Consider the following 22,213-nt stretch of genomic DNA (forward strand, 5'->3'; position numbering starts at 1 on the left):
AATGCTCATTTGTCTTATTCTTTCAAGAGATCAGGACGTAATCTTTTGGTTCGTTCCATTGCTTGATCAAACTCCCATTGTCTAATCTTAGCTTCGTTTCCACTGAGTAGAATCTCAGGAACATCCCAACCATTATAGCTACGAGGGCGGGTGTAGATAGGTGCTGAGAGCATATCATCCATAAAACAGTCGGAGAGTGCACTCTGTTCGTCACTGATAACACCTGGAACCAGTCGTACAACAGCATCAGCAATAATGGCTGCTGGTAGTTCGCCACCTGTTAAAACAAAGTCGCCAACAGATATTTCACGTGTAATAAGATGCTCGCGTACACGTTGGTCAACACCTTTATAATGTCCTGCAAGAATAATGAAGTTACCTCCCAATGAGAGGTCATTAGCAATCTTCTGATTAAATAGTTCGCCATCAGGAGATGTAAAGATAACTTCATCGTACTCCCGCTCTTCCTTCAAAGCAGCGATACATCGATCAATAGGTTCAATCTGCATGACCATACCAGCTTGTCCACCAAAAGGATAGTCGTCAACACGGCGCCATTTATCCTTTGTGTAGTCACGAAGATTGTGCAGACGAATCTCTGCCAATCCTTTCTTTTCTGCTCTGGCAAGGATACTTTCGTGTACGAATCCTTCCAGCATCTCTGGTAATACGGTGATGATATCTATTCTCATATAGGCACAAAGTTAACTAATCTTTTGCTATTACGTTGATAGTTTAGGATTTTTTTGTAACTTTGCCGTAGATTCTAATATATAAACTAAGAACAGTTATGAAGAGATTCTTTACCCTCGCTATTATGGTAGCAGCTTTTTGTTGTGCAAATGCACAAGATGTCCAGTTGCATTATGACTTAGGTCATAGTCTTTATAAGAACCTAAGTTCTCGTACGTCAGTAACAACAACAGTAGAAATGTTCAAACCTGACACATGGGGTTCTACCTATATGTTTACTGATATTGACTACAAGAGCGATGGTGTGATGGGTGCTTATTGGGAGATTTCACGTGAGTTTAATCTTACGAAGAATAAGCAGTGGGCTGCACATATAGAGTATAATGGTGGTTTAGGTTCTGGTAAAACAATGGATAGCTATTATGGTAACCGTTATCAGCATGCTGTTCTTCTTGGTGGAGCATGGAACTGGGCTTCAAAAGACTTTTCAAAAACGTTCAGTCTTCAGTTGATGTATAAGTATCAGTTTAAGAATGCTCACACTGGTGCACATCCTTTCAGTGGTTTTCAGTTGACAGAGGTGTGGGGTACAACCTTCGCTAAGGGTCTTTGTACATTCTCTGGATTCTGTGACCTTTGGTATGATCCAAATGTTAATGGTAAAATGATTCTTCTCTCTGAGCCTCAGTTCTGGTTTAATCTCAATACGCTTAAGGGAATGAAAGATGTAAACCTCTCTTTGGGTACTGAGGTTGAGATTAGCAATAACTTCGTTTGGAATGACAAAGGTCAGAATAACCGTTTCTACGCTATCCCTACAGTGGCAGCTAAATGGACATTCTAAGCAGATAAATAGAACTTAATTATTTTAAGATAAGAAAAGGAGGCGATATGTATATCGTCTCCTTTTGCTATGTTTTAGTAAAATCTGGTGTTGTTAGAATAGACTTCCTTCTGTTGGTTGTGAAGATGTTTCTGGTGCTGTAACTTGAGCAAAGCGAGCTATGAATTCATCTTCAGAGATAATAGGAATGGAAAGTTCCTTTGCTTTCTGATTCTTTCCAGAAGTACTTTCTACGTCATTATTAATAAGATAATTCGTCGATTTAGAAACAGAACCAGTTACCTTACCACCTTGACTTTCTATGTATGCTTTCAGTTCGTTACGATTCTTATAATGATGAACATCACCAGTAACGACGAAGGTTAATCCCTGGCAACTATCACCAGTTGGTGCTGATGATGGCTGACTAACGTTAAGTTCGGCCAATAGATGCTGTAGCATAGACTGATTATCAGTATCTTTCATCCAGCGCACAAAACTTGCACTCTTCTCTGGTCCAATACCAGCAATGGTTGAGAAGACATCTTCTGCAGCACTTTCTATAGCCGTTTTAATAAGTTCCTCCAATGGATAAGCTGATAAAAGACGATTACAAACATCCTGTCCAACAAGGGGAATGTTTAAAGCAAAGAGCAGACGACGTGCTTCAACATTACGAGCTTTTTCAATAGCAGCCAATAACTTAGTGACACTTTTGTTTCCGAAACCTTCCATCGTACGCAGTTCTGTGGCATGTTCTGTAAGATGGAAAAGGTCGGCATATTCACGTACCCAACCAAGATTGATAAATTTCTGTACGGTTTGTTCGGAGAGCCCGTCAATGTTTACACCTTCTTTTGATACAAATCTACCAAACTTCTTTAGCTGTTTGGCTGGACAATGTGTATTGGTACAGTGTAGTGTGCGTGTTCCACTAACCTCGCTTTCGCTAACTTCTGTAGCAGAATGGCATACTGGGCAAGTCTCAGGAATATGGAACGTACCAACGCTTTCAATAACGTTAATAACCTTTGGAATAATCTTATTTGCCTTTATAACAGCTATCTTTGTTCCTTTATCACCAATCCCTAATCGTTCACATTCGGAGATATTACAAAGGGAAGCACGTTTAACGGTTGTTCCTTCCAACTCAATAGGACGGAAAACGGCAACAGGCGAAATGGTTGAAGCAGCACATGACCATTCTATATAGTCTAATTCTGTTTCAGCACTCTCGTCTTGCCATTTAAAAGCATAGCCTGCACGTGTGGCATGATGACCAGTGACAGAACCTGTTGCTGCATAAACGGTGTCTTCGTATGAGATTACCAAGCCGTCAACAGGGTAGGGGAATGGTGATGAACTCACACCAGTAACTCTTTCTGTCCAATGATGGATGACCGCTTCTATGTTGTTAACGGTAGGCTGTTCAATGAGTTCTCTGTCGACAACTCTGAACCCTTGGTGCTCAAGCCATTCCATGCGTCCGCCCCAAGAGTTTATTTCTTCCTCTGTATAAACGAGTGTAAAAGGAATCCAACGCAAGTGGCGGGCTTTTACTTCATTGATGTCTTTCAGTGTGAGTGAGCCTGATGCGAGGTTGCGAGGGTTGGCATATTCTTCCTCTGCTTCCATGTTAAACTGTTCAAAGTCAGGATAACTGATGACAGCTTCACCACGGATAACAAGATGTCCCTTATAGGGAATGGTTTGCAAGATACCATCAATAGCCGTAGAAAGATGAGTAATATTGGTACCAATATGACCATTTCCACGTGTGACAACCTTTGTCAGTTTACCATTATCGTATGTAACAACAAGTGTCAATCCATCCAACTTCCATGAAAGCCATATAGGTTTATTCTCTGCCCATTTGGCCAAGTCTTCTACCTTCTTAGTTTTTGCCAAGGATAGTGCAGGGAACTCATGTTCTTCTTTTTTACCGGCAACATTATCGGCAGATACATTTTGTGTAGGAGAATCGGGGAGTATAATACCTGTTTCTTCTTCTAACTTTTTTAGCTTATCAAAGGCTGCATCCCATTCATAGTCTGTCATAAGTTCGTCACGACCATTGTAATAAGCGTCGGATGCAGCATTAAGTTGATTAACAAGTGATTGTATCTCTTTGTTCATTGTTTTGTTTGTTGATAGACGATGGTAAATCGTATTAAATGATTAAAAGTAGAAATAGGCAAAGACAAACTTCTTACTATTATTTCCAAAGCTGTTTGATAAGTGCCGCATCAGCCTCAGTCCAATCGAGTTTTGAGAACTCTTCTGGTTTCAACCAGCAGGAATCAATATGTTCGAGAAGCTTAAAATTATTGTCATGTGCCATACAGTCATAGGCAGTAAGGCTGATTGAAAAGTCTGGATAGTCATACTCAACGCTTCCAAGTTTTGCTCCGACATAGATATTCCAGTCCATTTCTTCAAGTATTTCACGACGTAAAGCCTCATGATCACTTTCTCCTTCGTTGACTTTACCACCAGGAAACTCCCAATGTTCAGCAATGTAATTAGGACCTTTACGCAATCGCTGTGTACATAGAATCTTATCACCATCATGAATAACAGCGCAGACAACGTTGAGATGTTTCTTTTCCATAATTTTATCTATCGTTCGGTTATTTTCGACCTCTTACTTCTTGCTTTATTTGCAAATATACTACAATTTGCCAAATAAGTCTATCTTTCTTAGAATTAATTTCAATTCTTTATAGGCAACTCATATCTTTTGCGTATCTTTGTACACTAATAAAATATTAGAAATTATAATCATTTATGTCTACACTAACAATTGCGATTATTGTAGTCTTCGTGCTGGGCTATGCGCTCATTGCAATGGAGAGCCTTACTAAGGTTAACAAGGCAGCAGTTGCCTTATTGATGTTTGTTTTCTGCTGGACACTTTACATGTTTGATCCAGCACCGTTTGTACAGCTGATGCATCCAGACTTTACGGGAACAGGTGATAAGGTTGTGTCGTTTGTAAATACTTTGATAACGGAGCATTTAGGCGATACAGCTACCACACTCTTCTTCCTTATGGGAGCTATGACGATTGTGGAAATCGTTGATCAGAACGGTGGTTTCAACTGGGTAAAGAATGTAATGCGGTCTAAGACAAAGCGTAGTCTGTTGTGGAAGATTGCCTTTATGACTTTCTTCCTTTCTGCTATCCTTGATAACCTAACGACAAGTATTGTGATGGTTATGATTTTGCGTAAGCTTGTACAGGATAAGCACGACCGAATGATTTATGCTTCGTTAGTTATTATTGCTGCTAATTCTGGTGGAGCTTTCTCTCCAATTGGTGACGTAACTACGATTATGTTGTGGAATGCAGGTATGATAACTGCAGGTGGTGTACTCAGTGAGATATTTATTCCTTCATTAGTTTCAATGTTGATACCAGCATTCTTGCTTCAGATGCTTTTGAAAGGTAATATTCAGTATGATGATATGTCAAGTGATATGTCGGGTGATCGTGAAGTCTTGGAGTTTAATGGGTTCCAGCGTAAGATAGTCTTTGCTATCGGTGTAGGTGGTCTTTGCTCTGTTCCTTTGTTCCACTTCTTTACTGATTTACCTCCTTTTGCTGGTATTTTGCTCGTATTGGGTATTTTATGGACTGTGACAGAGGTATTCTATCGTAATCTTCATAAGAAAAGAGGTGATGAGATTCAATTCTCAAAGCGTGTAAGTAGTTTGCTGAGTCGTATCGATATGTCTACTATCCTTTTCTTCCTTGGTATCTTGATGGCTGTGGCTTGTTTGGAGGAAGTAGGTGTGTTGAAGGAGTTAGGTAGTGGTCTGAACACAACCTTCAATGGCAATCATTATGCTGTGACCGGTATTATCGGTGTACTTTCAGCTATTGTTGACAACGTTCCACTCGTAGCTGGTAGTATGGGTATGTATCCTATCGGAATAGAGCCAGATATGGCAGTGGATGGTATCTTCTGGCAGTTGCTTGCTTATTGTGCTGGTGTCGGCGGTTCAATGCTCATCGTTGGTTCTGCAGCAGGTGTTGTTGTTATGGGTCTTGAGAAGATTACCTTTGGCTGGTATATGAAGCGCATTACGTGGATTGCTTTCTTAGGTTATATTGCTGGTATCCTTTCATACTGGATTATGCGTACATATATTTTTACCACTCCGCTTTAATCGCTAATTCTTAAAATACTATATTTTAGTAACATAAGCCCTCATCTGTCCAATCTGAATATAATCATGTGGATAGGTGAGGGCTTATTCTATTCTTTAGGAAATGAAAGGTAAAGTAAGAAGTAGAATCTTTTCCATCTTACGAAAATACAACAAAGTAGTTTTATTTTTGTTTTGCTGTCACTTTTAACACTTTATTTAAATATGTTGTAAATCAGTAGGTTGCATGGTTAAATTAGCTGATAGGAATGACAGAAAAACTTATTTTGTAGAAATTGCTTTGTTATAAGAAAGCAGAGAAACGGAATGAAAGATGATAGAATATTACAAATACAGAATTGTCTTTGGTGAATAGTGTTAAGGGTTATCTTTTACATTGAAAGCATGCCTTATCATTATGCTTATTTCTCTATATGAAAAGAAATCTATCATTAAGCTTTCTTCCTTTTCTTTATCATTGTGTGGAGGCTCAGCACATATTGTGCGCAGGCTTAACACCAATTGTGCGCAGGCTTAACACCAATTATTAGGATGGTTTATAGCTTTGAAATCAATCTGTTATTTGTAAGGTGGGAAGAGCTATTACCGTGTTTTACTACGATAAAATTATAGGAGATGCACAAGTCATGCACCTCCTATTTATCGTTTATAGCGAGTTTTATATAGCCTTGACCTTATAGTGTCTGTGTTTTGTATAAAACTTTATGATGAGTTTGACGCTTTACTTAAGTCATAAAGTCAAGCTGTATAGTTTATCTTAGTTGGCAAAGCGAACGTTCTGTGCGCTATATCCAACTACAATTTTTCCCTGAATGAGTTTGCCCTCTGGAGAGTAATAGAATACTTCACTTGGCGCTGTATAGCTTGGGGTATCTATAACATAGATATTACCATAACGGTCAACATTAACCTGTGATGGATTCTTGAGGCCTGTCATATCAAGGTCGGTTTCCTTTCCAGTTGCGAGATCATAGATAAAGAAACGCTTGTTCGTATCATAGTAGGTAGCATATAAGCATACGAGTGCGTTCTTCTTAGCACTGTATGCAATTGAACTTGCCTTGAATAGCTTTTTAACCTCATCGTTTTTAGCATTAATCTTCTGTACAAGCGCATCATCATTGTTGAACATTGATACAAAGTAAACATCATTACCAACAGCAATACTCTGGTTGTAAGGATTTTTACCTACGGTAAGTGTCTTTGTCTTTTTAAATGAGTTACAGTCAACAACAGCTACAGTATTCCCATTACCATAACCTGAGATGTTGGCATAAAGTTTACCATTAGCAACAGAAAGTGCCTCTGGGTGATCGCCTACTTCTACAGAGTCAACCAATGGTTTCTGTGTGTTGTTAGGGTTCATCTTGTATACCTTACCATTGTAAGCAGAGAAGTAAACATAATTACCATCTGTTGCCAAATAGCGTGGACTGGCATTGTGCAACTTAATTGTTTGTTCTTTCTTACCCATTCGATCCAAAACTTCAACCTTTGAAGAGGTTGTACAGGTAACGACAAGCTTAGTTCCAAAGACAATTAAGTCCTGTGCATCACCGATTCCGATACCATTCTGAGTTCTATAAGCATCACTGTAGATGTATGGTGCAGTTGGACGTGACTCGCTGTTATAGTCGAGAATACCCACTGTACCATCGTTTTGATTCCAGTTACCAGCACAAGCAACATATACATCTGTGTTAGATACTGCTGGCTGTGTGTAAGTAAAGTCGTTGTCATCACTACAAGCCGTAAATGTAAGTGCTGACATAAGAATAACACCAAGTGTAAGAAGATTCTTTTTCATTTTTTCGTGTTGTTTTGTTTATAATTTATTGTTATCTTGTTTTGTTCTCTTTCTTATTATTTTTGCACATTCCTCTTTTGCTTTTTTGCTACTTTTTCCTCAGAGTTTCCAACTTACTGAGAGTCGCCAGTTTGTTCCTGGCATAGGATAAAAGCGTACAACCTCATAGTTTTTATTACCAAGGTTGCGTAAGTCAAACTGTAGATGCAGTTCCTGTTTGAGGAAGTTTATATCCTTTGAAATCGTGATACTATGGTCAGTAAAGGCTGCCATACGGTTATTAGGAATATTATATCCCAATGAATAACGTTCACCCATTAACAGTAGATTATAGCTTAAGTCCAGCCACGGGGTATGTAGCAGCGAACTGATTGAACCCGAATGGCGTGGAGTATAAGCTATCTGGTGTCCATAGTAAATATCGGTTGGATTAGTTCTATCGGTTGCATTGAGCATGCTATAGCTTCCAGTCACACTGAGTGACCAATCATTGCTCCATCGTTTCTCTGCATTAGCGGAGATGTCAAGCCCTAATTGTCGCACCTTACCAGCATTCATCATTTGCCAGTAGAACATCTTTGGTACTGCAATAATCTTATCTGTGACATTACCGAAGTATCCATCTGCCGTCAATGAGAGCTGAAATGTACGGTTAAAGGTATGTGAATAGGTTGCACCGAGATTCCACTGGCGTGACTTCTCAGGATTTAAGCGACGATTGCCAATGCCTGTATAGTAAAGTTCATTGAGTGTTGGCGTGCGGAAGATATCCTTATATCCAAAGCGGAAACGAAGGTCTTGTAAGGCTCTCCATTGTAAACTGAAGGCTGGCGAAAGACGATGGAAGCCGTCAGAGGCATTACCGAGTCTTACTTGTTCCGTTATATTCGTTGCAAGAAGTGATGTGTTGAATGTGAATTGACCTATGCGATAGTTTGCTGCCAATGCTGTCCACAGAGAGTTACGTGTAGGGTTTGCAGCCTGTGAAAGCGACATTGAAAGGTGATTATGTGCATAGTCTTGTGCCAAAGATAGATGAAGTCCTTGTAAAGGCTCGCTCCATAAGGTTGCTGTTAGATATGCTTCCTGCTGTCTGTAGATATCTTCTTTATAGCCACTGGCAGGCACATCTGAGTAGCGTGACCATGAATAATTCCATTTAGCAGCTGCTTTCAACTTGATACGCTGGCTAAATTGGTTCTCATAGAATAGTTGTGTAAAGACATTCTTGTCTACTAATCGCTCAGCAGAGTAGGTGTTATCGTAGATGACTGCACCCGGTAAGCCTCGATGAGAGGTGAAACCGTATGACTTCCACTTCAGTATTTGCTTGTCATTGAACTGATAATCAAGGTTAAATTCTCCTCTCCAAGTCTCAATGTCACTATTGTTACGTCGTTCATTGATAGTCTTGACACCATTTTTCAACTTGAAAGCGTAAACGCCATCAGCCCTTTCATAGCTTCCGTATGCCCCAATACCAAGGCGTGAAAACTGCTGGTGGAAGAGTAGGGAAGGTGAGAACAGACCATAACTACCTGTTCGGATGGTTGTCGTGAGCTGAGTCTTCTTTCTTGTTGATTGACTATTACGGTCTGTATAGCCTTGTAGTGTACTAATATTAATCATTCCCGCAGAAGCATATGACTTTGCACTTTGATAAATATTGTCGTCTTGACCAATTTGAAGACTGATGAGTGAGATATTATCGAGGGTAAAGCGAGATAGGTCTACTTGTCCGCTTTGACAGTCACCCACCTGAACACCATCATAAACGACTCCCGTATGACCAGCTCCAAGTCCACGGATGTTAACTGTCTTCATACCGCCTACACCACCATAGTCTTTCACTTGTACACCTGCAAAGCGTTTCAAGGCATCGCCCATATCGTGGATGCCAAGTCGTTCCATATCAGCATGTGAAAGTGTCTGTACTGGCGAACTTGCCAATACATTTCCAGAAATGCGAAAGCCATTGACCACAACCTCTTCTATGGTTTGTGTTGTGTCAGATTCAATAGTCTGTGCTATCGCACCGAGTGGGCACAATAAAAGTAAGAAAGAAGCCAATTGCCTCATATCTCATTCTGTAATCAAATGGTTCTATGCAGTGCCCTTCCTCGAGGGATGCAATGACTTGCAATGGCAGGTCTTCTGACTCGTTATCCAATGTAGGTAAGCACCTTCCCGGTTTTATATTCACCAGTGGTATCAGCTTACCAATGAGAGACAACTTACAGCTGCGGGACAGTAGCGGAATTACACCGCTTTCCCTTTTTAATCATGATAGTAATGAACCTATTGCATATGCAAAGATACGACAAAGGGGAGAGATAGGCAAATAAAGGTGTACTTTTCTACTTACAGCATAATGCTTATCACCTGTTGAAATGTGATTTTAGAGTGGCTTTTGTAGGTGCTTCATCTTATGACCGCCCCATTGATTATCACCTATATATACGAATCCTACATGGTGATAAAGTCGTTCTGCCTGAGGGTTTCCTGTGTCAACAAGTAATCCAGTAGGGAGGTTCATCTTTCTTCCTTTCTCTATTGTAGCTTCAAGTAGCTGCTTAGCAAGCCCTCGTCCACAGAAAGAATTGTCAACACAAAGCGAGTCAATATATAGTTCACCAGCTGTTGTCTCATCCTCCATATCAGAAAAGTCACGACCGAAAGCCTCCAAAGTTCCTTCTATGAAAGCCTTTCTTAGCTCTCTAAGTTTAGCTCCATCGTAGCTGACGCAGATACCAACAATCTTATTTGTTTCTGTTATTGCTACAAGTGTATTAAGATAGGAGTATTGCGAGTCTTCACGCTCCACTAATCTTGTCATTAGCAGATGGAAGTCTTCTAAGGTGTGGTTAGGACCTGCAAACCACTGACAACACTCGTGGTTCATAGCCTCCATAATTAAACGGGCTATTACTGTAGCCTGCTTCTTTTGTGCATCTTCAATCTTAATCATAGTGCGAAGATACGAAAACTATTTGAGATAGTGTGTTTCTCTTGGATGATTTCTTTATCGTATCGGCTTGAATAATCTCCCACTTCCTTCAAACTGTGAAGGAAGTGGGGTAGGTGATATTAAAGACCTAAGTCCTTCATTGCCTTCTGTGCAGCCTCACCAGACTTGCCCTGCATCTTTTCTGCAGCTTCCTTGGCAGCCTTCTTAGCAGCTTCTACCTGCTCAGGTGATGCTGATTGCATAGCTTCCTTAGCCTTTGACATGCCTTCAGTAATAGCCTTTGGGTCAGCCTTTGAGGCAGCGTCGATAGCAGCACCTACTGCGTTTGCTGCAGCCTCATTGCCAGAAGACTTCAATGCAGCCTGAATATTCTCAGAATTGCTCTGCATCCACTGCTGAAGCTTTGCAACATAAGCCTGTGCCTCTTTTGGATCTTTCTGTGCCAATTCTGCCATTTTGGTCTGTGCTGCTGTAAGCAATGCAGCTACACCCTTATCATCCTTAGCCTTTACTTTCTCGTTGAGTTGCTCGATGAGTTGATCTGCTGAGGCTGGAGCTGCTGCAGTTGTTGCTGAATCAGTTGCAACTGACTCTGTTGTGTCTGAGTCTGCATTAGCCTTTGGTGCATTAGTCTTACCGTTGTTACAACTTGCGAGGGTCATTGCTGCTACAGCAATAGCCATAATAAATACTTTCTTCATAATCTTTTTAAGCTTTAGTGAATAAAAAATTTAACTACTATATTTGCCAAAGATAGGTATAATTTTGTTTAGTTGGTTTATTTTTAGCATGTTTTAACTATAAAAGAGTATGGTTGAATGATTTGGGGTTAAGCAAGTAATTGTTATTTGTTAATGGTCGTATTCATATATGCTAATGGTATTTTGTTTTCTTGTTGACAACATAGCGTCTTGTATTAAGCGTTCAACACTATTGGTGTTAAGCCTTCGCACCAATGGTGCGGGGCATGCGCACCACATGTGCTGGACATCAACACGATACTAAAAGAGGGTAGGCGGAGGTGTTGTCATCAATGGATAAATACGTCTTGGAGTGTTTTCTGTAGGCGTCTATGATATATGTCCTATTATAGGTAATTAGGACTTAATCCTGCAGAAATGCTTGGAGGAAAAAATAAAAACCAACTTGGGCTAAGTCCAGATTGTTTTATTATAAAGATAAAAGAGCAGTATATTCCTTTTGCATCATAGGTGTACTCTGTGTCAATAGCCTCTGTAGATGATGCACACCATTATGTTTTTTATGCTGTTTAGGTCTTATGGAAATGTTTATTATCCATGTAATGAGATTAAAACTTCGGCTACAAATGCTTATTCTACTTGTGTTTTGGGCCAGTTGACAAGGTAGAGATGTTCAGTAGCACGAGTGAAAGCGGTGTAAAGCCAATGGATATAGTCGGGTGTGAGCATCTCATCTGTCATATATCCTTGGTCAAGATAGATGTGTGCCCACTGTCCGCCTTGTGCTTTGTGACAGGTGATAGCATAACCGAACTTTACCTGTAGGGCGTTATAATACTCATCTTCGCGCACCTTTTTCATGCGGTCTGCCTTTAGAGGGATGTCTTCATAATCCTCCAACACATGTTGGAAGAGTTGTTCGTTCTGCTCTTGAGTCAAGGCGGGGGCTTCTGTCATCAGTGCATCAAGGATAACTGTCATCTCCTCTTCAGCGTTATTATAGTCGGGAAACTCCAGTGATACATCGGCAAAGCGGAACCCATAGAACTCGCGGACATTGCGAACACGACGCACAACAGCGCGGTCGCCGTTGGCAATGAAGGTTAGTGCAGGTTTTTCTGTCTCCTTTCCACCTCCTGAAGGGAGTTGCGTAACCTGTCTTGTCGCTTGTGTAGTAAGGCCGTTTACATTATTTGTAGCATTGTTGAGGCTGCCATTGAGGGAAGGTGATGGGGGTGGACTGTTCTTATACTTATTCTTCACGACCATCAACATGTCGCCTGTTGTCAGTTCTTCTTCACGTCCAAGAACCATGTTTCGAATACCTTGATTGAATACATTAGCACGTTTGTTGGATCGCGTGATAACCATTGTTTCGTCTATTCCCACCTCTGAATAGCTGGAGGCCAGTCGTTCGATAAGTTCATCACCTGGTACGATGGAGATGTCAGCAAAGCCATTGAAACGAATCTTGGGTAGTTGCGTTACCTCATCATGGGTTATCATTTGGCGAATAACGGTGGCGTTATAGAGAATGCCTGAGTCTTGACTCTGACGAAGAACCTCGTTTAAATCACACTCATAGACCGTCAGTCCATAAGCACGGAGAACATCTGAACGTAGCGCAGGACTCTCTTCTTCACCTACAGGAGGGAGCTGTGCCTTGTCACCAACAAGCAACATACGGCAATTATGGTCGTTATAAACATATTGGATAAGGTCGTCAAGTAGGCAACCGCTACCGAAAGTGCTATTATTTGATGCCAGACTAATCATGGATGCTTCATCAACCATAAATAAACGGTCATGGAAGAGATTGACATTCAGATTAAACTTCCCATCAAGTCCTGTAAATGCTTTTTCCCGATAGATAGAGCGATGAATCGTTGCTGCAGGCTGATTGGCATTCAGTGAGAATACTTTTGCGGCACGACCCGTTGGTGCCAAAAGTGTAACCTTCTGTCGTAATACCAGCATTGTACGCACAATCGCACCTGCTAAGGAGGTCTTACCCGTACCAGCACTACCTCTGAGAATCATTACAGCACGCTCATCACGGTCGGTCATAAAGCGTGCAAAGACTTCTACAGCATGTAGCTGGTCGGCAGTAGGAGCAAATCCGAAGTTCTGTAAAATCCTATACTTTAGTTCCTCATTTACCATCGCTTAAAGTCTTTAACTCCTTATTAATACCACTCTTTTATATTAGCTTGGCTTTCTATTACCTGTTCAATGTTATCAGGAAGTTGTGAGAAGAAGTCTATTCCAGTGATGCGTTCTACCTCGTCAACTGTATTGACGTAATCAGTCTTCTTGTGTCCTTTAGCCGATGCGTTCCTACATATAAAACCAATAGCCTTCGGTTCGTCTTTCAGTCGGAGGACAACTTTGAAGAAAGCTTCTGGCACTTGCACTTTATTCTTACCAATTGTCTTATGCTTTCGATTGAAATAGATAGGTCCACAGACAATATAAACATCGCCATATTGCTCTGCCCATGTGCGACAGAGCTTTTCTACTGTATTCCACAAACCACTATTCAACGCTGGTTCTTGTGGACAAATATTCGTCATTAGGAAGCTCTCTTCCATTGCTTTTTGGCTCCAATGGTTGTCACCAGCAGGACACATGTGTCCACGATCGTATCCCGAACGCATATAATCATAGGTATCCACACGTGGTGCAGGTATCTCTTCGTCTGCTTGGAAGGTGATACCCTTGCGCTTAATAGGTCCGTTTGTGTGAGCTGCCGTTAGGTGCCATGCCACCCAATTAGGTGTACGTGTTTCTGCGTTATACGATGTTGTATAGCCCTCACGATAGAGTATGAGAGACGGAATATTGGCTTTACCGATAGGAATTTCTAAGCCTTGTTTTACTTCAAATGTGTTTTTCTGGTTCGCATTCTTCTTTCCCTTTGATGTATTAGTGTCGTCAGACCTATTGTTGTTATAGGATTCTATAAAGGGTTTGTCTAATGTTGAGAAATCTCTCTTCTGTTTCTCTCCTTTGCATGCAACAGCCAATAGGGACAGAGAAAGTATGATTGTTTTTAGGATTATATGCTTCATTTATTGTTGTTTTGAATTTAATACTATTTATGATAGTTGCGCCTCTCCCTCGTTTACCCCTTTTCTAATGCGAAATTGAGAACTTTTCGTCTCAAATAATCGGTTAAGAATATATGGGTAGGGCAGTATTTGCCAGTTGAGTTTCAAACTTTGCGGTAAATTGTTTATGTTTACAAAGTTACTATTTTCTTGTTATTTAATAGGTGCTTTTCATTAAAGACTTCACCTAAAAGCTGTCTTTTATTTGCTTTTGGAGATTTTGCATGTGGTTAATGGCTTATTCTTTGAAAGAATGTATTTATCCTTTAAGGTGTGAAATATCTTTACATAATTAGTTGCTTTAAGCCTTTTGAAATGTATAAAAGTACGTTTTGTGTTGTCTTTGTAACTTCCTTATATTCTGGTGGTTATAAGGATGGATTTTAAAAGGTGCTTACTTGGCTTCTTAAAGGGCGTTAGTTAGAGCCCAAAAGGGCGTCTTTTGAAAGCCAATTAAGGCTTAATTCAAACGCTATTAAGCATGAATTGAAAATGAAGCAATGATAAATTTATTACAAAATGTGCTTTGTAGTTGTCACTCTATTCCATTTATACCTTATTTATATATGGCTTTCTTTTTTCTTAGAAAACCTAAAGAGCATGATTGTTAAATTGAGGTTGTTCATAAGAAAATGATTATCTTTTCATCACTTTTTTACTAAAATACTTGCAAGTATTGATTTTTAGTCTTACATTTGCAGTGTACTATTATAGTAGTACACTTTAGGTTAAAAAAATGAGAATAAAAAATGCAATCAAAGAAAACAATCTATTAAAAAGAAAAGCCCTATGATTCAAGTAAATGAACTGACTTTCAGCTACCCAAAAAGTAAGCATAACGTGTTTGAGGGACTGAATCTACAACTCAATGAGAACCGAATTTACGGTCTCTTAGGCAAGAATGGTATGGGAAAAAGTACGCTGCTATATCTTATAGCAGGACTTCTGAAACCGAAGAAGGGTAGTGTTATCGTTGATGGTTACACCGCTTCGTGCCGTTATCCAGAAATGTTAGAGGAAATGTATATTGTACCAGAAGAGTATGACTTGCCCAATATGTCACTCAGTAAGTATGCGAAGATTCACGAAGACTTCTACCCTCGATTTAGCGAGGAGGTTCTTGAAAAGTGCTTGTCAGACTTCGAGATGTCCTCTGATCTTGACTTTAAGCAACTCTCTATGGGACAGAAAAAGAAGGTGTATATGAGCTTTGCACTTGCTACTGGATGTCATCTTCTTCTGATGGATGAGCCTACTAACGGACTCGATATTCCATCAAAGGCTCTTTTCCGTAAGGTTGTGGCAGGCAATATGGCAGAAGATTCATCGCTGATTATCTCTACCCATCAGGTGCACGATGTTGAGCAGTTGCTTGACCATATTATCATTCTTGACAATTCACAAGTGATTGTGAACGCATCAACTGAGGATATAACAAATGATTACACCTTCGGTATTCGTCAACCTAACGAGATGGACGACAGCGTACTCTATGCAGAGCCATCCATTCAAGGCAACAACGTGATTGCACGACGTCAGACGGGTGACAACGAGACTACGATCAATCTTGAATTGTTGTTTAATGCTGCAACAACAGGTAAACTTAAATAAAACGAGGAGGAAGAGAATTATGAAGACAACATTTGCAAAAATCATTAATATCAGCCTTGTTTTCGCTGCTTGCCTATTCCTTTTCAGTTCTTGTATTATTAGAAAAATTGATTACGGAAAGGTAGTTACAGAGGAGGTTCCTGTTGATTCATTTGACACGATAGATGTTCGTGGAGCTGGTACTGTTTATATTTCGCAAGGTGAAAAGTATAGTTTAAAGTTTAAAGGACAGAAAAAGCGACTTGATGTTTTCAGTTTTGTCAATCTACAAAATAAACTGGTAATTGACATGAAAAACTTAAAAAAGAATATGGTTTTATTTTTATTACCCCCATCTGATAGGGTAACTAAAAGTATTGATATATACATTACTACGCCAACCCTTTCGAGTCTAAGATGGAACAATTCTGCTACAGTTATTCTTTCAGATTCTTTTAAGCTTAATACGCTCAGTATTGAAGCTCCCGCTGGTGGTAATTTGAAGATAAATAAGATGAATGTAAATCAGCTGAAAGTATCTATGAAGAATGCTGGAGCTATTGGTGTCAAAAGCCTAACAGCTAAGAAAGCAGACTTTGATACCAATGGGGATATTGGCTTAGGCGTAAATCTCTATCGAACTGATACGGCAATTATCTCTACGATGGGTAAAGGAAAGGCTAATATCACAGGGACAACGCGCTTGCCTTTGATAATGATAGCACGGGAATCAAGTGTTATTAACGATAAAACAACAAGAATAAAATAGAATTTAGGAGGATATAAATTATGGCACAGTTTGATTTAGACCGTTTCGGTAATGTAATGAGCAGACTCTCGGTGATAAGTCAGCGCAAGATAAGTGTAATCTTTATTACTTTTCTTATCATATTCTTAGCTTTTGCAATGTTCGTTATACCTATGTTTTCTGGAAAGACGATAGATGATATTGGTTACAGGCAACTCGTCATTGATATCGTAGGTCCTCTTAGGAGTTTTTCTCCATTTGTCTTCTTCGTGTTAGGTACATTTTTTATTCAAGACCTTGAAGGACATCAGCAACGTATCAATGAATTGATGCTACCAGCTACTAATCTTGAGAAGTTTGTTGCCCGTGTGCTATTGGTTGCAGTGATTTATCCATTAGCTATTTGTGCATCTTTTATTGTTGCAGACGGATTACAGCAGTTGATTTCAATGATTATTGCACACGGAGAAAGGATGTCTATGGTTGTAGCCTACTTTGATATTGATACGTATGTAAGTGCAGACTCACCCCTATGGACCAAGGCTTTGTCGACACTTTCGAACTATTCAATTGCTATCTATGGAGGTTTACTCTTTCGCAAGTTAGCTTGGCTGAAGTCGATAGTTGTTTTTTTTATTGTGATTATTCTTTTTTTTATAGGTTATTTCTTCTTAAAGTTGTACCTTTACGAATACACTGATTATGAGGTTGTTTTAATAGGAGATTCTTATGATTCTATGATTTCGATTGGAGTAAGCCTATTGATGTTCTGGTCTTCCTATAAGATTTATACACGTCTGCAGGTTATCAACAATCGATGGAGAAATATTTAACACGGCGTGGATTAAATATTAAGGCTTATGAATTTTGAAAATAATAAGGCTATCTATGAGCAAATGGCTGACCGCCTTTGCGATGAGATCATAGCTGGAACCTATAAAGCTGACGACCGAATACCGTCTGTCCGGGAGTATGCTGTTATGCTGCAGGTGAATACGAACACTGCAGTGAAGGCCTATGAGCTACTCTCTCGTGAGGAGATTATCTATAACCGACGTGGTCTTGGCTACTTTGTTTCAGCTGGTGCACGTGAGCAAATTATAATAGCTCGGCGTAAAACATTCCTTACACAGTCTCTTCCCTCTGTCTTTCGTGAGATGAAACTATTAGGAATAACAATAGAAGATATAGAGAAAGAGTGGGAGAAAGCGCAACAATGACAGCCTCTTTCTAAATGGATAATAAGTAAGAGGGTTCTCTCTCTATCAGGATCTGATAATAAAAGTGAGGGATGCACAGGCTGAAGTGCATCCCTCACTTTATCAATACTTACGGAGATATAGGTTTAAGAATTTGTGTTTGCTGTCATTCCTGTCATGCAGAACTAAACGTTAAGAAATTGATTATAAGTCTGTTATAAGCAAATGTTAAAATGACAGTAAACTATTCTTAAACATATAATAGATATAAATAAGCAAGTTCCTCATATTTCTCTTTTCTTATCTGTTATCTTGCAACAACTCGAGCAATTCTTCCTGTGTCATTGCATGAGAGATATCAGAACCTTCAAGAAGCGAGTCGGAAAGATTACGTTTTGTCTTATGTAAGCGTAGAATCTTCTCCTCGATAGTGTGCTGACTAATAAGATGATAAACCGTTACATCCTGTTGTTGTCCTATACGATAGGCACGATCGGTAGCCTGCTGTTCGATGGCAGGATTCCACCAAGGGTCAAGGTGAACAACATAGTTAGCACCCGTAAGATTCAGTCCCAATCCTCCAGCCTTCAGACTGATAAGGAAGAAAGGACATTTTCCTGTTTGGAATTCCTTTACCAGCTTCTCGCGCATAGCCATCGAGGTGCTTCCGTCAAGGTAAAGATATGGAAGTTTTGCCTTATCCATCGCCTTTCTTACCTCTTCAAAGAAACTGGTAAACTGACTGAAAACAAGTGCACGATTATCGCTGTCGTTGAGACTCTCCGCCAAGTCTATGAACGCAAGTACTTTGCTGCTTGGTAGCTTCCATTTCTTGTCAACCAACGAACAGCTACACGCCATCTGGCGCAAATGAGTAAGCTCTGCCAACGTACTTACCTTGTCAGCTTTATTTTCAAGAATCTTCGCCTCTGTTTCTCTCCTTTTAACCTCATACATAGCCATCTCTTCCGATGATAGTTCAACAGGGAGTTTTATTTCGTTCTTTGCAGGTAATTCGTCAATGACCTCTGCTTTTGTTCTACGCAAAAGGAACGGAGAAATCAGACGGCGTAACTGGCTTTGGCGTGCTTTGTCGTTATCTCCTTCAATAGGCAGGATAAACTTCTTCCTGAATTGTTCTGCACTTCCTAAAAGACCGGGGTTAATAAACTGGAAGAGATTCCATAACTCTGCAAGATGGTTTTGAATAGGAGTACCCGTAAGGATAACCTTGTGCTGTGCCTTCAACAGCATAGCCGCCTTTGACATCTTTGTATTGGCATTTTTGATGGTATGTGCTTCATCAAGACAGACTACGTTCCATTCCCTCCCAGTGAGGTCATCCTGCTGAATATTCAACAAACCATACGTGGTGATAATAACATCTCCAGCCTTTGCCTCCTTAATATCTTTTGAACGATCCTCACTCTGATTGAGAATAGTAAGATTCAACGTCGGTGCAAAACGCTGGAGTTCATTGCGCCAGTTGGGGACGACTGAGGCTGGTGCGACAATCAATGAGGCTCCATTTTCACTTTGTTCAAGCAGTAGGGTGATGGTTTGGATAGTCTTTCCTAATCCCATATCGTCGGCAAGGCATACACCTGCTCCCCACGAAGTGGTCCTTGACATCCACTCAAATCCCTCCTGCTGGTAGTCGCGAAGCTGTGCCTGTAAGGTCTTGGGGACTACAGGTGACTTCTTACTGCACGCCTCAATACGTTGGCGCAATTCGTCTATCGTCTTATTACTCTTGATATCTAAAGATGTATCATCTAATAAATCGCCTAATAAAGAAACGCCAGCAGGAGACATCTGTAAGTGTGAGTGGTTTTCTGTTGTCACCGTGTCGAGCCGTTTTAGTATACGTGAAAGCTGGCTACTAAGGGTGATAAACTCATTGTCACTAATGCGAATATACTTCTGTTTATAGCTTTGTCGCATTAGTTCAAGAAGTTTCTGGAGGGATATAACTTGTCCTTCACTTATTTGTACATTTCCCTCAACTTCAAACCAACCGTTCTTTGAGCTGAAAGAAATTTGTGTTGTACTGCTACTTATATTAGGATAATAATTAATTTTACAGCCTTCAGCCCATTCTAAAGTGCATATATCTTGATGTTCCTTACACCAATTGATAAACGGAAGTAATGACAGAAGTGATAGGGTTAAAGGTTCGTTGATGCTCTGAGGAGTCCATGTGTCTTCTTCTTCGAAGACTTCTGACTCTACTAAACCTTCATTGATAGTCTTTAAACATTCCCGTTCTTTCTTTAAATTTCGCACCAGTTGCACCTTCCTCCCTTCATGTTCAGCTATTGTAGTGATGTTACCTTTTCCTGGAACAAATAGCATACTTTCTGAAGCTCGTACAGAGGCAGTCATTAAGAAGCTGTAGTTCTTGTCTGGAACGATGCGGAGGGTGATACATGGTGAGATGTCAACCTTCTTCATAGAATCGAGTTCCGCAATCATATTAGAGTGTATCTCTGTCTTGCCTCCAATAGCTGTAATCAACTTGATAAGATAGGGCTCGGCTTCTGCAGGGTAAATGCTCTGTGTGAGAATCTCCTTATAAGTCTTGTATTCAAACTCAGAAGGGGTAAAGACAGAATAGTCTGTTTCTGAATTCTTCTTATAAAAGAAAGACGACTTCTCACCTCTTTGTAACTCTTTTACATTCGTAGAGACACTGAAAGAACCATCCGAACGTTTATCTATTATAAGGTGTGGATTGTCCTTATGAATCTTCACAGGCTGCAAGTCATAGGTGGAACCAGTGTAGATATGGTCACAATCAACAAAAAGATACAGATACTTTTCAATATAGACACTATATTCCCAGGAAAAGATTCCTTCTTTAATACGCTGATCAACACTGTCTAAGCCCGGAACATCCAGATTTATAAGTTCACGAACAGAAAGTTCCTTACCCACAGACCAACTACCATTTTTCAACCTACGTTTAAGAATGGGAACAACAATTCCATAACGCAACAGATATACGAGCATTGTGTCTCGAACAATCTCTGTTGTTTGATTCCCTACTGCTTGATTCTCCGCAATTAGCGTTTCAAGGCGAAGCTGCCAAAGAGATTTTACTTCTAATCGGCTCAACAGCGATGTGCCACCGAAGTCTTTCACCATATTTGCTTCAGAAGAGCTACTCTTCATAATGCCAGTCTCTAGCTGTAAGAAAGCCCAGTTAGGTGGGGCCATAGGCTTAGTTGCTTTTTTCGGAAGTATGCCAAAAGACGGATACATCGTCCAAGTAAGCCAGGATACCATCTGCATATCTGGTTTCCCACACGATTCAAGATAAGATTCTTTTCGTATATTTGCATCAGACTTATCATAAAAATAAGCCTTCAACGGTTGTACAAGGAAGTATGTAGGCGTGTATTCTCTATCCCCATTACGCTTCATCATCGTTTCTAACTTCTTCAGAGAGGTCTCTGTGTTGGTAAAGATAGCTGCAAGTGAGAAATAATAATTAGCAATTGGATTTACAAAAAGTCCCTTAATAGGCGCTACCTTATTATTAGCCGTCATCACCTTGGTATATAGCTTATAGGCTAAAGCGTAATCTTCTTTATACAATGCATCAATTGCTGCTATCTGAAGTGTAAAGATATTGCTTACAGATGTTTTGAGATTAATACAGATTTTACCTGTACCTAAATAGTAATAATAAGCAAAGACTGATTCTAAATCGCTTTTTTTTGCTACACTATTGCCTATTTTTTTACGACTGAAAACAAGTCCTTTTAAATATTCCCAGTCCATTACTTTATCCCGAGCCATTGCCATACGAAGAGTTGCATTCAGAACAAAAGACAATAATTCTGTGGGCATTGATAGAAAGAAAGTCTCATATTCTCTTTCATCAATCAAGTTAAGGCAACAGTCATTGAACGATTCTAAGATTTGCGCATAGGGAGTAGATACAGCTTCCTCTGCATTTGTCGCAATGTAATATATTATCAAACGCACCAAAGGAGATGGTTTTTCATTATTATAAGTCTTTTTATAAAGTCTGCGAATATTCTGTAATAATAGGCTGTTTTCTTCTTTGAAAAGTTCAAAGAGAGAAGGAATCAGCATATCCTTATTTATGTATAATACTTTTCCACCTCCGTAATAGTGAAGATTTACTTCTACCAGTAAACCATCGGTCATTAACTTTTTAAAAGCCAAATCGGAAAGAGATGGCAACATTATCTTCTCCAACAAGTTTGATAGTTTTTTCTTAGTTTGACCATATTTGTAAAAATAAGCCATCAGCATAAGAAGTGTGCGCTCGTTGGAATTAAGAGAAGAGAATGAAAGCATAAAAATAAAGCTTATAATTAATGTAGTATCCTTGTTAAACCTTATAGGACTGGAAATTAATTAAGGTAT

Annotated in this window: 16 protein-coding genes and 1 riboswitch; of the genes, 6 read left to right on the plus strand and 10 right to left on the minus strand. The window is 39.8% G+C overall.

Annotated elements, in window-relative coordinates; genetic code table 11:
- Positions 1-14: 14 nt before the first annotated feature.
- Positions 15-692, minus strand: a complete 678-nt coding sequence (gene trmD / locus HMPREF0659_RS02740; protein WP_013264987.1) for a tRNA (guanosine(37)-N1)-methyltransferase TrmD — start codon at positions 690-692, stop codon at positions 15-17.
- 98 nt (positions 693-790) lie between these two features.
- Between trmD and HMPREF0659_RS02745 the strand changes: the two genes are divergently transcribed.
- Complete coding sequence (locus HMPREF0659_RS02745; RefSeq protein ID WP_013264981.1) at positions 791-1,537, plus strand: nucleoside-specific channel-forming Tsx family protein; 747 nt, start codon at positions 791-793, stop codon at positions 1,535-1,537.
- 93 nt (positions 1,538-1,630) lie between these two features.
- Here the strand turns inward: HMPREF0659_RS02745 and ligA are convergent, their stop codons facing one another.
- Both ligA and HMPREF0659_RS02755 read right to left on the minus strand, forming a co-directional pair.
- The gene (ligA, locus tag HMPREF0659_RS02750; protein WP_013264259.1) at positions 1,631-3,652 is read right to left on the minus strand and encodes an NAD-dependent DNA ligase LigA; all 2,022 of its coding nucleotides are present in this window, start codon (positions 3,650-3,652) and stop codon (positions 1,631-1,633) included.
- A gap of 79 nt (positions 3,653-3,731) precedes the next feature.
- A complete protein-coding gene (locus HMPREF0659_RS02755) occupies positions 3,732-4,127 on the minus strand; it encodes a (deoxy)nucleoside triphosphate pyrophosphohydrolase (RefSeq protein WP_013264252.1) in 396 nt (131 codons plus the stop codon).
- A gap of 176 nt (positions 4,128-4,303) precedes the next feature.
- On the opposite strand from HMPREF0659_RS02755, the gene nhaD reads away from it, so the two are divergent.
- Complete coding sequence (nhaD, locus tag HMPREF0659_RS02760; protein ID WP_013264208.1) at positions 4,304-5,689, plus strand: sodium:proton antiporter NhaD; 1,386 nt, start codon at positions 4,304-4,306, stop codon at positions 5,687-5,689.
- Between the two features lie 757 nt (positions 5,690-6,446).
- Here the strand turns inward: nhaD and HMPREF0659_RS02765 are convergent.
- From HMPREF0659_RS02765 to HMPREF0659_RS02790, 6 genes are all read right to left on the minus strand, one after another.
- Positions 6,447-7,496: a YncE family protein gene (locus HMPREF0659_RS02765; protein WP_013264373.1), complete on the minus strand. Its 1,050-nt coding sequence runs from the start codon at positions 7,494-7,496 to the stop codon at positions 6,447-6,449.
- 99 nt (positions 7,497-7,595) lie between these two features.
- Positions 7,596-9,575, minus strand: a complete 1,980-nt coding sequence (locus tag HMPREF0659_RS02770) for a TonB-dependent receptor plug domain-containing protein (protein WP_013264288.1) — start codon at positions 9,573-9,575, stop codon at positions 7,596-7,598.
- A 48-nt stretch (positions 9,576-9,623) separates the two neighbouring features.
- Positions 9,624-9,814: riboswitch (cobalamin riboswitch) on the minus strand.
- A gap of 80 nt (positions 9,815-9,894) precedes the next feature.
- Complete coding sequence (locus HMPREF0659_RS02775; protein WP_013265020.1) at positions 9,895-10,464, minus strand: GNAT family N-acetyltransferase; 570 nt, start codon at positions 10,462-10,464, stop codon at positions 9,895-9,897.
- Between the two features lie 119 nt (positions 10,465-10,583).
- Positions 10,584-11,165 carry a hypothetical protein gene (locus tag HMPREF0659_RS02780; protein ID WP_013264690.1) on the minus strand — a complete coding sequence of 194 codons (582 nt, stop codon included), beginning with the start codon at positions 11,163-11,165 and terminating at the stop codon, positions 10,584-10,586.
- A gap of 630 nt (positions 11,166-11,795) precedes the next feature.
- A complete protein-coding gene (locus HMPREF0659_RS02785) occupies positions 11,796-13,328 on the minus strand; it encodes an ATP-dependent DNA helicase (RefSeq protein ID WP_013264417.1) in 1,533 nt (510 codons plus the stop codon).
- Positions 13,329-13,351: 23 nt separating this feature from the next.
- A complete protein-coding gene (locus tag HMPREF0659_RS02790; protein ID WP_013265024.1) occupies positions 13,352-14,236 on the minus strand; it encodes a DNA/RNA non-specific endonuclease in 885 nt (294 codons plus the stop codon).
- Between the two features lie 828 nt (positions 14,237-15,064).
- On the opposite strand from HMPREF0659_RS02790, the gene HMPREF0659_RS02795 reads away from it, so the two are divergent.
- Genes HMPREF0659_RS02795 through HMPREF0659_RS02810 form a run of 4 tightly spaced genes read left to right on the plus strand, consistent with a single transcriptional unit; the run spans position 15,065 to position 17,833 of the window.
- The gene (locus tag HMPREF0659_RS02795; RefSeq protein WP_013263985.1) at positions 15,065-15,886 is read left to right on the plus strand and encodes an ABC transporter ATP-binding protein; all 822 of its coding nucleotides are present in this window, start codon (positions 15,065-15,067) and stop codon (positions 15,884-15,886) included.
- Positions 15,887-15,905: 19 nt separating this feature from the next.
- Positions 15,906-16,634, plus strand: a complete 729-nt coding sequence (locus HMPREF0659_RS02800; RefSeq protein WP_013264653.1) for a GIN domain-containing protein — start codon at positions 15,906-15,908, stop codon at positions 16,632-16,634.
- Between the two features lie 20 nt (positions 16,635-16,654).
- The gene (locus HMPREF0659_RS02805) at positions 16,655-17,446 is read left to right on the plus strand and encodes a hypothetical protein (protein WP_013264418.1); all 792 of its coding nucleotides are present in this window, start codon (positions 16,655-16,657) and stop codon (positions 17,444-17,446) included.
- A gap of 27 nt (positions 17,447-17,473) precedes the next feature.
- Positions 17,474-17,833, plus strand: coding sequence for a GntR family transcriptional regulator (locus tag HMPREF0659_RS02810; RefSeq protein ID WP_013264829.1), 360 nt, complete (start codon positions 17,474-17,476; stop codon positions 17,831-17,833).
- Between the two features lie 279 nt (positions 17,834-18,112).
- Here HMPREF0659_RS02810 and HMPREF0659_RS02815 read toward each other — a convergent pair whose 3' ends face one another.
- On the minus strand, positions 18,113-22,144 hold the full coding sequence (locus HMPREF0659_RS02815; protein ID WP_013264905.1) for a DEAD/DEAH box helicase: 4,032 nt from the start codon (positions 22,142-22,144) through the stop codon (positions 18,113-18,115).
- Between the last annotated feature and the right edge of the window lie 69 nt (positions 22,145-22,213).

Origin of the sequence: Prevotella melaninogenica ATCC 25845 (genome assembly GCF_000144405.1) — a bacterium.
GTDB lineage: Bacteria > Bacteroidota > Bacteroidia > Bacteroidales > Bacteroidaceae > Prevotella > Prevotella melaninogenica.

Excerpts from the sequence above, each read along its gene's own strand:
- trmD (WP_013264987.1), bottom strand. The coding sequence starts at position 692 with ATGAGAATAGATATCATCACCGTATTACCAGAGATGCTGGAAGGATTC.
- HMPREF0659_RS02745 (WP_013264981.1), top strand. The coding sequence starts at position 791 with ATGAAGAGATTCTTTACCCTCGCTATTATGGTAGCAGCTTTTTGTTGT.
- ligA (WP_013264259.1), bottom strand. The coding sequence starts at position 3,652 with ATGAACAAAGAGATACAATCACTTGTTAATCAACTTAATGCTGCATCC.
- HMPREF0659_RS02755 (WP_013264252.1), bottom strand. The coding sequence starts at position 4,127 with ATGGAAAAGAAACATCTCAACGTTGTCTGCGCTGTTATTCATGATGGT.
- nhaD (WP_013264208.1), top strand. The coding sequence starts at position 4,304 with ATGTCTACACTAACAATTGCGATTATTGTAGTCTTCGTGCTGGGCTAT.
- HMPREF0659_RS02765 (WP_013264373.1), bottom strand. The coding sequence starts at position 7,496 with ATGAAAAAGAATCTTCTTACACTTGGTGTTATTCTTATGTCAGCACTT.
- HMPREF0659_RS02770 (WP_013264288.1), bottom strand. The coding sequence starts at position 9,575 with ATGAGGCAATTGGCTTCTTTCTTACTTTTATTGTGCCCACTCGGTGCG.
- HMPREF0659_RS02775 (WP_013265020.1), bottom strand. The coding sequence starts at position 10,464 with ATGATTAAGATTGAAGATGCACAAAAGAAGCAGGCTACAGTAATAGCC.
- HMPREF0659_RS02780 (WP_013264690.1), bottom strand. The coding sequence starts at position 11,165 with ATGAAGAAAGTATTTATTATGGCTATTGCTGTAGCAGCAATGACCCTC.
- HMPREF0659_RS02785 (WP_013264417.1), bottom strand. The coding sequence starts at position 13,328 with ATGGTAAATGAGGAACTAAAGTATAGGATTTTACAGAACTTCGGATTT.
- HMPREF0659_RS02790 (WP_013265024.1), bottom strand. The coding sequence starts at position 14,236 with ATGAAGCATATAATCCTAAAAACAATCATACTTTCTCTGTCCCTATTG.
- HMPREF0659_RS02795 (WP_013263985.1), top strand. The coding sequence starts at position 15,065 with ATGATTCAAGTAAATGAACTGACTTTCAGCTACCCAAAAAGTAAGCAT.
- HMPREF0659_RS02800 (WP_013264653.1), top strand. The coding sequence starts at position 15,906 with ATGAAGACAACATTTGCAAAAATCATTAATATCAGCCTTGTTTTCGCT.
- HMPREF0659_RS02805 (WP_013264418.1), top strand. The coding sequence starts at position 16,655 with ATGGCACAGTTTGATTTAGACCGTTTCGGTAATGTAATGAGCAGACTC.
- HMPREF0659_RS02810 (WP_013264829.1), top strand. The coding sequence starts at position 17,474 with ATGAATTTTGAAAATAATAAGGCTATCTATGAGCAAATGGCTGACCGC.
- HMPREF0659_RS02815 (WP_013264905.1), bottom strand. The coding sequence starts at position 22,144 with ATGCTTTCATTCTCTTCTCTTAATTCCAACGAGCGCACACTTCTTATG.